The sequence below is a fragment of the Roseovarius sp. D22-M7 genome (assembly GCF_037083785.1).
Taxonomy (GTDB): Bacteria; Pseudomonadota; Alphaproteobacteria; order Rhodobacterales; family Rhodobacteraceae; genus Roseovarius.
Window position 1 is genome coordinate 1 of the sequence record NZ_JBAPKY010000069.1, and the last position, 15,303, is coordinate 15,303.

At 59.8% G+C, this 15,303-nt stretch carries 13 protein-coding genes; 10 read left to right on the forward strand and 3 right to left on the reverse strand.

All coding sequences use genetic code 11. From position 1 onward, the window contains the following. Positions 1-658 precede the first annotated feature (658 nt). From V8324_RS19170 to V8324_RS19195, 6 genes are all read left to right on the forward strand, one after another. A complete protein-coding gene (locus V8324_RS19170; protein ID WP_336421512.1) occupies positions 659-1,288 on the forward strand; it encodes an SOS response-associated peptidase family protein in 630 nt (209 codons plus the stop codon). A gap of 10 nt (positions 1,289-1,298) precedes the next feature. Continuing rightward, on the forward strand, positions 1,299-1,454 hold the full coding sequence (locus V8324_RS19175) for a hypothetical protein (protein WP_336421513.1): 156 nt from the start codon (positions 1,299-1,301) through the stop codon (positions 1,452-1,454). A gap of 492 nt (positions 1,455-1,946) precedes the next feature. Further along, on the forward strand, positions 1,947-2,978 hold the full coding sequence (locus V8324_RS19180; protein ID WP_336421514.1) for an NADP-dependent oxidoreductase: 1,032 nt from the start codon (positions 1,947-1,949) through the stop codon (positions 2,976-2,978). Between the two features lie 353 nt (positions 2,979-3,331). Beyond that, on the forward strand, positions 3,332-4,105 hold the full coding sequence (locus V8324_RS19185; RefSeq protein ID WP_336421515.1) for an SDR family NAD(P)-dependent oxidoreductase: 774 nt from the start codon (positions 3,332-3,334) through the stop codon (positions 4,103-4,105). Positions 4,106-4,116: 11 nt separating this feature from the next. Next, entirely contained in the window at positions 4,117-5,325 is a 1,209-nt protein-coding gene (locus V8324_RS19190; protein ID WP_336421516.1) for an acyl-CoA dehydrogenase family protein, read from the forward strand. A gap of 112 nt (positions 5,326-5,437) precedes the next feature. After that, positions 5,438-6,010 (forward strand): AMP-binding protein, encoded by a 573-nt coding sequence (locus V8324_RS19195; RefSeq protein WP_336421517.1) that lies wholly within the window; start codon positions 5,438-5,440, stop codon positions 6,008-6,010. A 332-nt stretch (positions 6,011-6,342) separates the two neighbouring features. Here V8324_RS19195 and V8324_RS19200 read toward each other — a convergent pair whose 3' ends face one another. From V8324_RS19200 to V8324_RS19210, 3 genes are read right to left on the reverse strand one after another with little or no spacing between them, the layout of a single operon-like run. Beyond that, positions 6,343-7,773 (reverse strand): class I adenylate-forming enzyme family protein, encoded by a 1,431-nt coding sequence (locus V8324_RS19200; protein WP_336421518.1) that lies wholly within the window; start codon positions 7,771-7,773, stop codon positions 6,343-6,345. Continuing rightward, on the reverse strand, positions 7,770-8,582 hold the full coding sequence (locus V8324_RS19205; RefSeq protein ID WP_336421519.1) for an enoyl-CoA hydratase/isomerase family protein: 813 nt from the start codon (positions 8,580-8,582) through the stop codon (positions 7,770-7,772). The genes V8324_RS19200 and V8324_RS19205 overlap by 4 nt, the downstream gene beginning before the upstream one ends. Positions 8,583-8,592: 10 nt before the next feature. Further along, the gene (locus V8324_RS19210; RefSeq protein ID WP_336421520.1) at positions 8,593-9,291 is read right to left on the reverse strand and encodes a TetR/AcrR family transcriptional regulator; all 699 of its coding nucleotides are present in this window, start codon (positions 9,289-9,291) and stop codon (positions 8,593-8,595) included. Between the two features lie 180 nt (positions 9,292-9,471). Between V8324_RS19210 and V8324_RS19215 the strand changes: the two genes are divergently transcribed. From V8324_RS19215 to V8324_RS19230, 4 genes are all read left to right on the forward strand, one after another. Beyond that, on the forward strand, positions 9,472-9,996 hold the full coding sequence (locus V8324_RS19215; protein WP_336421521.1) for a TRAP transporter small permease subunit: 525 nt from the start codon (positions 9,472-9,474) through the stop codon (positions 9,994-9,996). Next, positions 9,986-11,287, forward strand: a complete 1,302-nt coding sequence (locus V8324_RS19220; protein WP_336421522.1) for a TRAP transporter large permease — start codon at positions 9,986-9,988, stop codon at positions 11,285-11,287. The genes V8324_RS19215 and V8324_RS19220 overlap by 11 nt, the downstream gene beginning before the upstream one ends. A gap of 53 nt (positions 11,288-11,340) precedes the next feature. Further along, positions 11,341-12,387: a TRAP transporter substrate-binding protein DctP gene (gene dctP, locus V8324_RS19225; protein WP_336421523.1), complete on the forward strand. Its 1,047-nt coding sequence runs from the start codon at positions 11,341-11,343 to the stop codon at positions 12,385-12,387. Between the two features lie 218 nt (positions 12,388-12,605). Beyond that, a complete protein-coding gene (locus V8324_RS19230; protein ID WP_336421524.1) occupies positions 12,606-14,855 on the forward strand; it encodes a molybdopterin-dependent oxidoreductase in 2,250 nt (749 codons plus the stop codon). The last annotated feature ends 448 nt before the right edge of the window (positions 14,856-15,303 follow it).

Below are 15,303 nucleotides of genomic sequence, written 5' to 3' on the forward strand. Positions count from 1 at the left end.
ACCATGCTTGCCGTGAATGGCCGCTTTCCCCCCCCCCACACACACGAGCTCTTCGCACCTGCAGAGAAAGTCGCGAATCCGCCGTCCGTTCCAAACGCTGCAAGCGCGGCGGTCGGTGAAACCACGTCCGCTCCGGGCTGACACCGGTCTCTCGCTGCGCCGTGCCTGAGCGGCCGCTTCAGCAACGGTGTGCCTGTGGACGACCTGGCTAGACCTTTTGAGATTATGATCACGCGGCACCTGTGGGTTGGCCACATCAACGCCACATCAACCCGCGAGTGCGCGTTTCGCGTTGGTTTTGCTGGCCAATGCGCGCGAATGCTGCCGAATGGGCGGTTGGATAATTTGTGAAATCAAATGCTTGTCGCATAAGAGGCTGATTTCGTTATGTTTTCGTGAATACGCCTTTATAGGCTCATAACCTGAAGGTCGTTGGTTCAAATCCAACTCCCGCAACCATTTTGTCACAATAAATCAGATACTTAAAACCCGAGTGTTTCACTTGTGTAAGAGCATGCGCGTTTTACCTCAACGCCACCTCAACGTTTTGCGAGTCCCCCCTGAAAAGCGGGTATTTTTTCGGGCAGCGAGAGAGCTGCTCGATGAGGTTCCGTGTATCCAACTTCTCACTTCTCGATCTGGTTGTCGGCAAAACGGAGTGAGTGTCGGCCCAGGTTGGTCTGGCACGCCGCTGCCGTTGCGCGCAATCGGCGGTGTAAAAAAGATGCTTTGCGCCGATCAACGGTCTATCCTCTTTCCCATGTGCAATCTTTATTCAAACACCATGTCTGCGACCGAGATGCGCCGGTTATTCGCTGTGGGGGCCGCGCATGACAGGCTCGGGAACGCAGAGCCTTTGCCAGCGATCTTTCCCAAGGGCATGTCTCCCATCGTCGGCATGGATGCCGACGGCACACGCTGGTTGCAGAACGCGCATTGGGGTTTCTTGCTACCGCAGGTCTCGAAGAAAACAGGCAAGCCGATCCAGCCCAAGGCCGTCAACAATGCGCGAGATGACAAGCTGCAACACTCGCGCTTCTGGATGAAGAGCTTCGAGGATCGCCGCTGCCTCATCCCCGCGACCAGCTTCTGTGAGCCCAAGGGCCGCAATCCGACGACCTATGTCTGGTTCGGTGTAAAAGGTGATGGTTTGCGCCCTCCGTTCGCTCTGGCCGGCATCTGGCGCGGTTTCAAAGGCAAGTATGGCGGGGAGGAGGACCGCGAGATGATCACGTCATCCATGATCACGACCACGCCGAATGAGCTGACCAAGGGAAACGCATCCTGACCGGATGCCGATGATCTTGGATCCGAATGACTACGGGACATGGCTGACCGGCACGCCGGATGAGGCCTTCGCCCTGATCAGGCCCGTCCCGGCCGACCGCATGGTCATCCATCAAAGCGGCGAAGGCCTCAAATCGGATCCTGCGGGTCTGGACTTTCCGGGATAATCACGCGGCTTGGGAACACGGTCTCATCGCCCCAGCCGACCAAAATGTGCCGGAACACAGTCCATCCACCTCACGCAGATGTCCTTGCACACGCCCGATCTGGTCGCCGCCTCAGAGACCGACGCAAAGAGCCCTCCGCGGTCAATGGTGCCAGCCTGAAATGCTGCAGGCGCAGCCGACTGGTCCCAGACCCTTTGCGTCCGGACGTAGCGCCTTTGGCGCCAGCCATGCTGCGGCAGCGGAATTTCGCGACCGTTTCACCCAACGCGGGACGCGCCTCCGAACTCGATGATGCTGAAGACCGTTCGGGCGGCGGCCATGCACAGAACGACCCTCAAAACATCCACGGTTGCACGTCGACGCGATCTTGTTGACATTGACGGTCAAATCACGCTTCACCGACGGACCTGCAACCGCGATAACCTTGGGGCCCTTCTGCGCTTTGCAGCGGGTCGCACCGCCGACAAGATTTCGAGAACGGAAAGCCACAGGATGTCGCAGAGACCCGAAGTCAACCGCCGCTTTGTCCTTGCCGAGCGGCCGAACGGACCCCCCGACGAGAACACGCTGCGCCTCGAGGAAACGGGGGTGCCGCGACCCGGCGACGCGCAGATGCTGCTGCGCACCGAGTATCTTTCGCTGGATCCCTACATGCGGGGCAGGATGAACGACGCGAAGTCCTACGCGACACCCGTCGCCATCGGCGAGGTCATGACGGGACAGGTCGTCGCCGAGGTCGTGGAGTCCAACCTCGACGGGTTCGCGCCGGGCGATCATGTGCTGGCCGCAAGCGGCTGGCAGGATTATGCGGTGTCCGACGGCACCGGCGTGATGCCCCTCGGCACGGCGCCTGAAAACCCGTCCTGGGCGCTCGGTATTCTGGGCATGCCCGGCTATACGGCCTATGCCGGGCTGTTGAAGATCGGCAGGCCGAAACCGGGCGAGACGGTGGTGGTCGCGGCCGCCTCCGGGCCGGTCGGCGCCACGGTGGGGCAGATCGCGCGTCTCAAGGGGTGCCGGGTCGTCGGGGTCGCGGGCGGGGCCGAAAAATGCGCCCATGTCACCGGGACGCTCGGTTTTGATGCGTGCATCGACCATCGGGCCGAGGATTTCGCGGCCCGACTGGCCGCGGCCTGCCCGGACGGGATCGATGTCTATTTCGAGAATGTGGGCGGCAAGGTTCTTTATGCCGTGCTGCCGTTGTTGAACCCGTTTTCACGCATGCCTGTCTGCGGGGTGGTGTCGTGGTACAACCTCGCAGGGCTGCCCGAGGGACCCGATCACGGCCCCGCCATCATGGGCACGATCCTTCGGATGAAGGTGAAGGTCGAGGGATTCATCATATTCGACAGCTTTCCGCAGAGCGTTTACGAGGAATTCCGCGCGGACATGACCGGGTGGATTGCCGAAGGTCGCGTGCAGTACAAGGAACACGTCGTCGAGGGGCTCGAAGCCGCGCCCGCGGCGTTCAACGATCTTCTGGCGGGCCGGAATTTCGGCAAGATGGTCGTCAAGGTCGCGTGACCCAGCTTCGGCACCCGTTTCGACGCCGACGGTAATGCGCTGGAGGGCGCGACCGGGCGGGGACACAGTCTCACGCGTCCGAGGCCCGGCCGGCGCCGACAGCACCGTGATGACGCGCGTTTCGTCCCGCGTTTCCGCGGCAATGGCAGATCCCGCGTGACAGGTGCAGCCTTCAGGATCCGGAGCCGGTCACAGCTGTCGCGGCGCGTTCGGCCAGACAGGCGAACCGAACGCCAACCCGTCACCGGGCCGGGGCTTGCGCGCGGGGAAACCCCTCTCTAGCGTAGAAATCGAACACTTGCTCGAAAACATGTCGTGGCAGGTCCGCAAGGCAGGGGAGGCCTTTGGCGACCATGGTGACTGATGACGCGCATCCGATCGTCTGGCCGGGATTGAGCGGCAAACGCGCCCTTGTCACGGGGGCGTCCTCCGGCCTCGGGGCGCATTTTGCGCGCCTCCTGGCCAGTCAGGATGTGCAGGTTGTGGCGGCCGCACGCCGGGTCGACAGGATCACCGCGCTTTGTGACGATATCCGCGCGGGCGGCGGTCGGGCGGACCCCGTAGAAATGGACGTTGCCGATCCGGCCTCCGTCACCGCGGCGCTGTCGGGGCAGGCATTCGACATCGTCGTCAACAACGCGGGCACCACCGCCTCTGCCTCGGCCCTTGATCATCGGCCTGAAGATGTCGATCGCATCATCGACACCAATCTCAAGGGCGCGTTTCATGTCGCGCGTGCAGCGGGCGCTGCCATGGTCGCGCGCGGTGCGGGTGGCGTGATCGTCAATGTCGGCTCGATCCTTGGCCTGCGGGTCGCGGGGCATGTCGCGGCCTATGCGGCATCCAAGGCCGGGCTTGTGCAGCTTTCGCGGTCGCTGGCGCTGGAATGGGCGCGGTATGGCATCCGCGTGAACGCCCTGTGCCCGGGCTATATCGAAACCGAGCTGAACCGCGATTTCTTTGCGTCGGACGCCGGCAAGGCACTGATCCGCCGTGTGCCCCAGCGTCGTCTCGGCCAGCCATCGGATCTGGATGGACCCCTGCTGCTGATGGTGTCCGATCTGGGCGGATTCATGACCGGCACGGAAATCGTCGCCGATGGCGGTCATCTTGTTTCATCGCTTTGAAGGAGTATCGCGTGGATTTTACCCTGTCCCCCCGGATCGAGTCGTACCGCGCCCGGATTGCGCGCTTTGTCGAGGAGGAGATCCTGCCGCTCGAGGCTGACCGCACGGCATGGGACGCACATGAAAACATCGCGCATGACCGGTTGGGGCCATTGCGCCGGAAGGCGCGGGAAGAGGGGCTCTGGTGTCTGCAATTGAAACAGGAGACCGGCGGGCAGGATCTGGGCAAGATGGGCATGGCGGTCTGCTACGAGGAAATGAACCGCTCGATCTTCGGCCCTGTGGTCTTCAATGCCGCCGCCCCCGACGATGGCAACATGATGCTGCTTGAAAAGGCCGGCACGCAAGATCAGAAACGCCGCTGGCTGGACCCCATCGTGCGCGGCGATGTGCGGTCGTCCTTCGCGATGACCGAGCCCAATCCCGGGGGCGGCTCGGATCCCGGGATGATGCTGACAACCGCCACGAAAACCGGCGACAGCTATGTCATCCGCGGCCGCAAGTGGTATATCACCGGCGCGGCCGATGCCGATCACTTCGTCGTCATGGCGCGCACATCCGACGATCCCCGCCGCGGTCTGACCGCGTTCCTGCATCACAAGAACGAGCCCGGCTGGCATATCGACCGGCGCATCCCGATCATGGGCCCCGAGGAACATGGCGGCCATTGCGAACTGATCTACGAGGGGCTGGAACTGCCCGCCGACCGCGTCATCCTTGGCGAAGGCATGGGGTTGAAGGTCACCCAGATGCGCCTGGGACCGGCGCGGCTGACGCATTGCATGCGCTGGCTGGGTCTGGCCAAACGCTGCACGGAGATCGCAAGGGACTATGCCGAGAACCGCCATGGCTTCGGCATCCGGCTTGCGGATCGTGAAAGCATCCAGATCAAGATGGGTGACCTCGCCATGGGGATCGAGATCGGGCGGCTTCTGGTGATGAAGGCCGCCTGGGCCCTGGATCAGGGCAGTTTTGCCAGAAAAGAGGTCTCGATGGCCAAGATCCATGTTGCGAACCTGCTGCACCAGGCCGCCGATGTGGCGATCCAGATCAATGGCGCGCGCGGGTACTCCAAGGATACCGTTCTGGAATGGATCTACCGCTATGCCCGTCAGGCCCGTCTGGTCGATGGGGCCGACGAGGTGCATCAAATGGTGCTCAACCGCCACCTTGCGGACGAGGGTCGCGCGTTCTGGACATGGCAGTCCGGCACTGCCTGAGCCGCGACTACTGGAGGAGGCGCAATGTTCACCGATCCGCATCTGGCCCCGCGTGCCGCCAACACAAGGCCGCTGACACCGCTGGACCATCTGGCCTGAACGCTTGAGGTGCATGGCGCCCGGCGTGGCGTGGGGTGACGATGTCTGGACCTATGCCGAATTCGGGGATGTCGTCGCGCGCATGGCAGACTGGCTGCGCGCACAGGGTGTGGGCAAGGGCGATGTCGTATCGGTCATGCTGACCAACCGGCCCGAAATGCTGGCGGCGCATTTCGCCGTGCCGGCCCTTGGCGCGGTTCTGAACGCGATCAACACGCGCCTCGATCGGGATGACATCCGCTATATTCTGGAGGATTCCGGCGCCAAACTGATGTTGGCGGACCCCGCGTGCTGTCCCAACCTTCCGGATTGTCCAGTGCCGGTGCACCTGCTTTGCGACACTCCGTCGGACAGCCTGGCGCTGAATTTCTGCCACGGTCCGGTGCCGCCGTTGGATCCCACCGCCGTGATCACGGACGAGCATCTGCCGATTACGCTCAATTATACCTCCGGCACCACGGGTCAGCCGAAGGGTGTCGTCTACACCCATCGGGGGGTCTGTCTCAACGCTCTTGGCAATGTTCTGGCGCTCGGGCTGACACCCGAGAGCAAAGCTTTAAACAATTTGGTAATGCCCCGCATGTAATCGGTGAGGATGGTGAACCGCCAGTAAACCCGTGCTCGTCTCGGAGCCGTTCGGATTACTGTTTCAGGGCGAACCGGACACGATGTCTGTGTCATGCAAGTTACGGGGACAAGTGCGTCGAACAACAGGAGCCGGATGGCGCTCTGGCGTTTACAGGCAGCATAAAAGTGCGCAACCGTGTCCAAACCCATGGTATCACAATGCTGAAACGCCAGACCAAGGCACTGCTCGTCCAAGTTCGCCATCAGTTCCGAACTGGACGCCGAGATTGCGCCTTTAATCGAGACGCCGGGGGCCATCCGGCGCAGTCGCAACATTTCGCGTACCACGCGTCAAGGCCGGAGCCCTTGTTCCAAACGGGCGCGTAAGCTTTTGCGGTCCGCTTTTCCGGTTTGGCCAACTGGCAGCGACTCTCCAAAATGAATGTGATCCGGCAGCTTGAAACGATCGATCTTGCCTTTCGCCCATTCCAGAATGGCGTTCGGCTCCGGCTCTTCATCTCGATGGGAAACGACGAGCAAGTGAATCGCCTCGCCGAGACGGGGATCATACGCACCTGTTGCGAGCACCTCACGAATCGCCGGATGCTGGGCGAAAAGCGCTTCTACTTCATGAGGTGATACCTTATTGCCGGCCCGATTAATGATTTCCTTCAATCGTCCTGCGTAATGTACATCGCCGGATGGCAGGAGACGTCCCATGTCTCCGGTTCGCAACCATCTCCCGCTAAAGATCCGTTTCGTTTCTTCCGGCATATTCAGGTATCCGAGCATTGCAAACGGCGTTTTCAACAATAGCTCCGAGGTTTCCGGATCAGTGGCCACTTCAACACCGGGGGCTGGCCGCCCGAGCGTATCTGAGGTGTCGATCTCGGGCGCATCATAGTGGAAAAGGTCGCATGTCCCCGATTCCGTCAGCCCATAGATGCTGTAGATGCCGGCTCCAGGCCACGCGTCGAATATCCTGTTGCGCAAAGCCGCATTCACGGCTTCGCCACCAGTCAAGATCGTAAAAGACGATGGGCCCCCGGGATGATCCAGAAGCATGCGCAACATCGTCGGGACCGCAGCGAGATAGTCGAGTTTGTCGTCGACCAGCATTCGCGAGATGGCTGCCGCATCAAAGCGGCTTGACATCACGACGGTGCCGCCGCGCAGAAGGGTCAGAAAGGTGGCCCATTGCCCGAAACTGAAGATGAGCTGCAAGGGCACGGCAGACACCGCGCCACTTCGCATCCGAAGCTTGCTTTGCAAGCTGCACAGTTTGGCCGTCATCCTGTCGAGCGAGAGAACCACACCTTTTGGTGTACCTGTAGAACCGGACGTAAACGTGATCATCGCCGCACCTCGCAAAAGCGATTGAGCCGTTGGTGCGCCATCCGCGTGCTTCTCCAGCCTCGGCGTGCCCCGGTCAGAGTGAGGTGAATCAAAATGCAATGAAAAACGTGCATTTGTCTGGCTACGGATATTTTCAAGCGTTTCGTCATGTGCGCGTGCATGGATCGGAACCGCCACTCCGCCAGCCGAAATGACCCCAAGTATCCCCGCCAAGTCTTCTGCGGATCCGACGATTGGCACGAGAACGGGTTCATCCCGAACCAGTCCGGCCTCCTGCAAGCACGCACATGCGGCAACCGCCCATTCGCAGACCCTCGGAAGCGTATTGAAGCCGTGATCGTCGAATATTCCACCCGCATCCTGCGACATCAGAGCGGTGCAGAAATCAACATTGTCCTCCATGCTGTCGGCGTTGTGAGCAGTCATTTCGCGAACCGATCGTCCCGCCAGGCGAGCGCGCCCCGCACGCCGTTCTCTCGTAACTGTTCGAGAAAGTCGCGTTTGTCGAAACTACCTTCGGCTTCAAGCTCGAGATCGATTTCAAGGGCGCGCTCCAGTGCGCGTCTCATGCCGGCCATCTCCATAGTTTCATTGATCTGCTGCTTTGTGCGCCGGATGACCATCGGATCCACGACGGAAATGTGCCGCGCGATGGACATTGCGGTATCAAAGACATCGTCGTCTGAGACAACGCGATTCACGAGGCCTGCATCCAACGCCGCCTGCGCGCTTAGCGTATCCATCCCCAGGAAGGCGATTTCCTTGGCCTTCTTGGGCCCTGCAAGCCACGGAAGCAGCATGACGACGATACCGGCCCCGAATTTCACTTCGGGTTCACCGAAAACTGCGCCCTCTCCAGCAACCGTGATGTCGCATGCCATGGCCATTTCACAACCGCCCGCCATTGCGGGCCCGCGCACCGCGGATACAGTGGGTTTGGACATATTCCAGAAGCGCATCACACCATCGAAGTCCCGGCGCAGAACGGGTTGCCATTCCGAATGACCCTGTGGGGTGTTCGCCGCTTGGTCCTGAAGGTCGAAACCGGATGAAAAGGCCTTGCCTTCACCCGTCAGCACCACACAGCGAATGGCGTCTTCGCTTTCGAATGCATCACAAGCGCTCTGGATCTCGTCCAGCATGGATTGGTTTATCGCATTCAGGCGTTCCGGGCGGTTCAGCGTGAGAATGCCGACATTCCCGTCGCGCTCTACTTTGATCGTCTTGTAATCCAACGGTATTCCCTCACTCTAAGGATGATGGCACGGTGTCGTCGGCCTCTGCGAGTTCCAATGCCATGCGCTCGATGCCGCCGACGACAAAGGGTATGAGGGCTGCTTGATACCCCTCGAGGTCACGGGCGAGGCTTTCATCACCCGAAAGGCTGTGGGTGCGCGTATCATTGGTGGTCGACCCGTAGATGCCCGCCAGCATGAACTGGAACGCGCGCACCGCATTTGCGTCCGAGACGTTTGGCAACGCGATACGGAACGCTTTCAGATATCGCTCCGCCGCCGGATTGAAGCCCTCGGCGAGTGCCGGGCTCACCTTTTCATCCCAAACATTCCGTCCGATGAACTGCGCGTAATTGCGCCAAGCCTGATCGTTGCCCATGAGGCGTTTGAAGTAAGGTGTGATGAACGCGCGCACGAGCGGTTCGAGTTGCATGTTCTTCTCGCCGACAAGATCCTCGTATGAATTCAGCAGTTGAATCCGTTCCTGGTTGAGTATGCCGGCACGCCTGATGACGACCTCGCGGATCAGCTCATCCTTGGTGCTGAAATGATACATGATCTGTCCGACATTGACCCCGGCCGCCCGGGCGATCTCGCGCAGCGTCACCGTTTCGTAACTGCGCATCGCGAACAATTCTTCGGCGGCATCGAGGATCCGTCCAGGCGTGTTCACATTGTATCGTCCGGGGCGAATTTTCGAATGTTGCATCACGCGCCTCTCGCCTTATTTCGTCGTCCCATTACTAGTTTCGCCTAAAATTTCGATGCTCGATCTCTATTTTGCAAAAAAAAATAGTAATTGACAAGTTGTTTTTTATCATAAATCATAATGGCACTACGAAATTCATCGCCAAAGCAAATGGAACGTATGAATTTTTGAGGGGTATGCATGACTGGTCTTCTGTGGATCGACAAGGTCAATGACAGGATCGGAAAAATCGTCAGCTTTCTCATATGGGTGGGCGCGGCGGTGCTGGTGTGGGAGGTCGTGTCGCGGTATGTATTCAACGCGCCGACCATATGGGCGCATGGATACACGCAACGCATTTTCGGCAGTTACTTTATACTGATCGGCGCGTTCGCCCTTTTGCGCGGATCACATGTTCGGATCGACATATTTCTTCCTGCGAAAGGGGGCAGACGGCGGGCTGCCCTCGATCTTCTGAACTACCTGATGCTGCTGATCTGGGGGAGTGCGCTGACGTATGAGGGCTGGGCCTTTTTCCAGGATGCGCTGCTTTGGAATCAGAAGGATGACAGCGCTCTCGGCCACCCGATATGGCCGATCAAGTTGTGTCTCGTGATCGGTGCCGGACTCATATCGGTGCAGGCCGTGGCCGAGATCATTCGCTCCGTCGCCGGGCTGATCAACCCATCCATCAATCAGACAAGGCAGTTTGGCAATGACACCTGAACTCTTGACGATCGGCATGTTCGGATCGCTGATCGTGTCGATCATGCTCGGGGTTTCGCTGTCTTATGCTATGGGAGCGATTGCCGTCGTTTTTTCCTTTTTCATGAGCGGAACAAGCGGTTTCTATTCGGTCGTCTCCAGCACGTTCGGAAATATGTGGTCCATTCTGCTATCCGCCATTCCGCTCTTCATTTTCATTGGTGTCGCATTGGGACGTTCGCGTATCGCAACTGACCTTTACGGTGCGTTCTACCTGTGGTCGGGGCGCATGAACGGTGGCCTGCTGGTCGGCACCTCAGGCTTCGCCGCGGTCCTTTCGGCGATGACTGGGAACTGCTCGGCCTCCACCATCACGACCGGACTTGTTGGAATGCCCGCGATGAAAAAGCACGGCTATGACGACAAGCTTGTCCTGGGAACGATCGGTGCTTCGGGGACTCTGGGGATCCTGATCCCGCCGTCCATCACGCTTATCATCATCGGCATGATGACCGGCCAATCCGTCGGCAAGCTCTTCATGGGAGGGATGGTGGCGGGCCTTTTCATCCTCTCGGCCTTCATAGTCTATATTGTCTTGCGAACCTATTATCGCCCGAGCCTTGCACCGGCCGCTGATTTTTCGGTTCCCCTGCGCGACAAGCTGCTTGCCTTCAAATCGGTATTCTTGCCACTGCTGATCGTCGTTTCAGTTTTGGTGACGATCTTCATGGGCATCGCCACACCTACTGAGGCGGCAGCGGTCGGTGTCGCGGCCGTCGTCATTTCAATCTGGATTCGAGGTGAACTGTCGTTGCGCTTCATTCGCGACGTAAGCTACGATACGGCCTCCGTGACAGGCATGATCGCGTGGATCATCTTCGGCGCAGGCGCGTTCGTGTCGGTCTACGCCAGCGGCGGCGGTGTGTCCTTCATGATGGAACTTCTGCGCGGATCGGAATTGGGACCGTGGCATCTAATCATCCTGATGCAACTGATCGCGTTGCTGTTAGGGATGTTTCTCGATCCCATCGGGATCATCCTGCTAACGTTGCCGATTTTCTTTCCGATCGTCGTTGAACTGGGATTCGACCCGATCTGGTTCTGCGTGATCTTCCAGCTGAATCTTTGCATCGGGTATATCACGCCACCCTTCGGATATAATCTCTTTTATCTCAAGAGCCTGAGCAGAACGACGCCGATAGGAACCATTTACAGGGCGGTCACCCCGTTTCTCGCCATCATGATCCTTAGCGGTGCCATCCTGCTCGCCTTTCCATCCATCCTGATCAGCGTCACCGCCCACATGAACTGATCCGGGTGAGCGTTTCGAAACCTGACCACAACAAATCCAACGAGGAGGACATCATGAAAAAGAGCAACATCAACAGACGACAGGTCATCAAGACTGGCGCGTTGGGACTCGGGGGTGGCGCGCTGGCGGCACCTGCCGTGCTTGCGCAGCAACAGATCACTTGGCGGATCCAGAGTCACTGGACACCTGGTGTCGAGTATTTCGACACGATCTATCAGGAATTTGGCCGCTGGATTACCGAAGGGACGGATGGCGAAATCCAGGTCGAGACACTGCAAGCCAATACGGTAGCCCCTACCAATGAGATACTGGGGGCGCTACGGCGTGGCCTCCTGGATGCATCGTTCATCTTTCCGGGCTACTGGATCGGACGCATTCCCGTCGCCGGACATCTGAACGGAAATCTCGCCACTTGGGATAGCCACGAGGAGATGCAGTTCTTCTTCTACGAGATGGGCGCGCTGGATATCATCCGGGAAGCATATGCCCAGTACGGAATCTATCAGGCGGGTCCCATTTCTTTCGCGGGCCTTGCGGTCTTCTCAAAGAAGCCGATAGAAACCGCCGAAGATTTCAACGGCTTCAAGATCCGTTCAACCGGCACGCCCGGACGGGTTTTCGAGAAGATGGGCGCGACGCCGGTCTTCATTCCGGGCGAAGAACTCTACCAGGGCCTGCAGACCGGCGTTGTCGATGGCGCGCATTGGGGGTGTGTCTCGACAGGGTGGGGCATGAACCTTCAGGAGGTGACCGAATACATCGTAACGCCAGATTTCCTGAGCCATTCCAACGGTGAATTCATCGTTGCGATGGATCAATGGAACAAGCTGGGCGATGCCCACAAACGTGTCATACACAACGCGGTCCGAGCTATGAGCGCAAAAGCAAGTGCGCATTTCCGCTATCGTGATTTCCTGCGAATGGACGAGTTTACCGGCGATATGGGAAAGAACACCTCGACCGTGGGTGATGACGTAATGGCGCAACTTCGCCAGAAGTCGATGGAGGTCGTTGACGAGTACTCTCAGGAAGATCCCGATTACTCGGGCCGCGTCGGCGCGTTGCTGCATGAATTCATGCGGTTGACCGGAAAGGTCTGATTCATGTCCTGAAAGTGCCGTCTTGGACACCCTGAGTAGCTGTCAGATGGATCGTCCGGACATGACGTCCGGGCGATCCATGTCGCAGTTGCGACCTTGTGGTGAACTCGGCCGATCAGGCAGATTTGGTCCAAGACCGTTTGCCACAGCATTCGGCATGGGCCTTGATTTTGGAATCTGAGGCTTGAAGGAAGAATTACCCTATCGGAGCAAGATCCATGAGTGATGAATTGCCGCCCCTTCGCACAAAGGTCACAACCAGCCATTGGGGCGCGTTCGTAGTGCATGCCCGTGGCGACCTCATCATCGGCACGTCCCCATTTCAGCATGATCCGGAGCCGAACCGAATTCCGGACATCATTCCGCAGGCGGTTCACCACCACAGCCGTGTTGCGCGCCCGGCGATCCGAAAGGGCTGGCTGGCGACGCGCGACAGGTTGGCGCGTGGCGACGATGCGCATGTCGAGGTGCCATGGGACGAGGCGCTTGATCTCGCCGCCTCCGAGATCGATCGCGTGCGCAAGGCCCACGGCAACGAGGCCATCTTCGGCGGCTCCTACGGCTGGGCCTCGGCTGGACGGTTTCATCACGCACCCGGCCAGTTGCACCGTTTTCTGAATACCGTCGGCGGCTACGTGGGGGCGTTCGGCAGCTATTCGACCGGCTGCGCCCAAGCGATCATGCCGCATGTTTTCGGCCTGCCGTTCCTGAAATACACCTACTCCTCGCAAGACAGTTGGGAAACTATCGCCGCGCATACCGAGACTCTCGTCATGTTCGGCGGCGTGAATCCCAAGAATTCGCAGGTCAGCATGGGCGGGGTTACAGAACATGAAACGGCGACGTGGTTCAGACGGTTTCAAGAAAGGCAAATTCGCTGCATCAATATCGGGCCACAACGCACGGACGCCCCGCAGGGATGCGAATGGATGCCCGTGCGCCCGGCATCCGATACCGCACTGATGCTGGCGCTCGCCCATGTGATCGAGGACGAGGCGCTGACCGACAAGGCGTTCCTCGAGCGATACACCGTCGGGTTTGACCGATTCCGGCCTTACCTGATGGGCGAGACCGATGGCACGCCCAAGACCCCCGAATGGGCCGCGCCGCTGTGCGGTGTCGCGCCGGATGATATCCGCGCTCTCGCGCGGCGCATGGTTGAGACCAGAACACTGATCACTGTGGCTTGGTCGCTTCAGCGGGCTGAGCATGGTGAACAGCCCTACTGGATGTCGTCCGTGCTAGCCGCGATGCTGGGCCAGATCGGGTTGCCCGGTGGCGGCGTTGGCTACGGTTACGGGGCCATTGGCGGCATCGGCAAGTCGATGAAGCGGCTGGAGGGCATGACCCTCGATCAGGGCCGGAACCCGGTCGACAAGGTCATCCCGGTGGCGCGCATCGCGGACATGCTGCTCAATCCCGGTGCCGATTTCGACTTCAACGGTCAACGCAGCCCTTATCCCGACATTCGTCTGGTCTACTGGGCGGGCGGCAATCCCTTCCATCATCATCAGGATCTCAACCGGCTTCACGAGGCGTGGAAAACACCGGAAACCATCATCGTGAACGAACCGTGGTGGACCTCGACTGCCAAGCGCGCCGATATCGTTTTCCCGGCCACGACCTCTTACGAGCGCGAGGATGTCGGACGCACCAACATGGACGATTTCCTGTTTCACATGCCGCGGATCATTCCCCCGGTCGGTGAGGCCCGCGATGATTACGAGATCTTCTCGGGACTTGCGCGGCGTATGGGCGCCGGACAGGCGTTCACCGAGGGACGCGATGTCGAGGCGTGGCTGAGACACCTTTATGCCTCTTATGCCGACACGGCCGCGCGGTCCGGCATCGAGGTACCCGATTTCGACACGTTGCGCGAACGAAACTGGGTCAGGCTGCCGATCAAGACCGAGACGCCCGCGCCCTCTTTCCTGAGCCGGTTTCGCGATGATCCGCACGGTCATGCGCTCGACACGCCCTCCGGCAGGATCGAGATCTTTTCGGCAACCGTCGACGGGTTCGACTACGAGGATTGCCCGGGTCATCCGGTCTGGCTGCCGCCGCGCGAATGGCTCGGCACCGCGACGGCCAGGGCGCCCTTGCACATGGTATCGCCGCAACCCGGTGACAAGCTTCACAGCCAGCTTGAATCGGCCCTCGCCGATGTGCCTGGCGCGCGTCCCGAAACCGTCGTCATCAACCCCGCCGATGCAGAGCCGCGCGGTATCTCGGACGGCGATCTGGTGAATGTGCATAATGATCGCGGTGCATGTCACGCGCGCTCGAAGATTTCCGAGGCCATAGCGCCCGGGGTCGTCGCGTTGCCGACCGGCGCATGGTTCGCCGGATCGACGGATGTCCCGGATCCGAATGGCAACCCGAACGTATTGACCCTCGATCTGGGGACCTCCCGGCTCGGCCAGGGGTGCAGTGCGCATACTGCTCTGGTCGAGCTCAGCAAGCTTTGACCGGCGCGCCCTGAATTGAACCGACGGGTCGACCCGCAGATCGGTCACCGGAATAAAATTGTGCGCTCAGGCGCGGTGCACGCCACTGGCTCACCCTTTCCGGATCTTGTCGAAAAATTTGTCCATGCTGGTGGTCCTCCTTCTTGCTGACACTCCGGCGTCCACGGTCAAGAGATCGCGCCGCTTGGACCACGGCAACCTCGGTACTCGAGTGCATGTAACAACCATTCGGGCAATCCTGTTACCGGTCGGCTGAACTTGGATGATGCGCCTAAGGCGAACGCCAGCTCCTGCGCGCGACGTTGCGGCATGAAGTCTTGGCTAATCGCGTCATATCGCTGAGTTTGCAAGTGGCGCTTCCTGCGCTGGCACTAAATCGCTCCGCGATAGTGGCTCTGGGTGGCGGCGTTGCGCTGAAGCGGGTTTTGCTTCGCGATTTTCGAGGTCG

Excerpts from the sequence above, each read along its gene's own strand:
- V8324_RS19175 (WP_336421513.1), top strand. The coding sequence starts at position 1,299 with ATGATCTTGGATCCGAATGACTACGGGACATGGCTGACCGGCACGCCG.
- V8324_RS19180 (WP_336421514.1), top strand. The coding sequence starts at position 1,947 with ATGTCGCAGAGACCCGAAGTCAACCGCCGCTTTGTCCTTGCCGAGCGG.
- V8324_RS19185 (WP_336421515.1), top strand. The coding sequence starts at position 3,332 with ATGGTGACTGATGACGCGCATCCGATCGTCTGGCCGGGATTGAGCGGC.
- V8324_RS19195 (WP_336421517.1), top strand. The coding sequence starts at position 5,438 with ATGGCGCCCGGCGTGGCGTGGGGTGACGATGTCTGGACCTATGCCGAA.
- V8324_RS19200 (WP_336421518.1), bottom strand. The coding sequence starts at position 7,773 with ATGACTGCTCACAACGCCGACAGCATGGAGGACAATGTTGATTTCTGC.
- V8324_RS19210 (WP_336421520.1), bottom strand. The coding sequence starts at position 9,291 with ATGCAACATTCGAAAATTCGCCCCGGACGATACAATGTGAACACGCCT.
- V8324_RS19215 (WP_336421521.1), top strand. The coding sequence starts at position 9,472 with ATGACTGGTCTTCTGTGGATCGACAAGGTCAATGACAGGATCGGAAAA.
- V8324_RS19220 (WP_336421522.1), top strand. The coding sequence starts at position 9,986 with ATGACACCTGAACTCTTGACGATCGGCATGTTCGGATCGCTGATCGTG.
- dctP (WP_336421523.1), top strand. The coding sequence starts at position 11,341 with ATGAAAAAGAGCAACATCAACAGACGACAGGTCATCAAGACTGGCGCG.
- V8324_RS19230 (WP_336421524.1), top strand. The coding sequence starts at position 12,606 with ATGAGTGATGAATTGCCGCCCCTTCGCACAAAGGTCACAACCAGCCAT.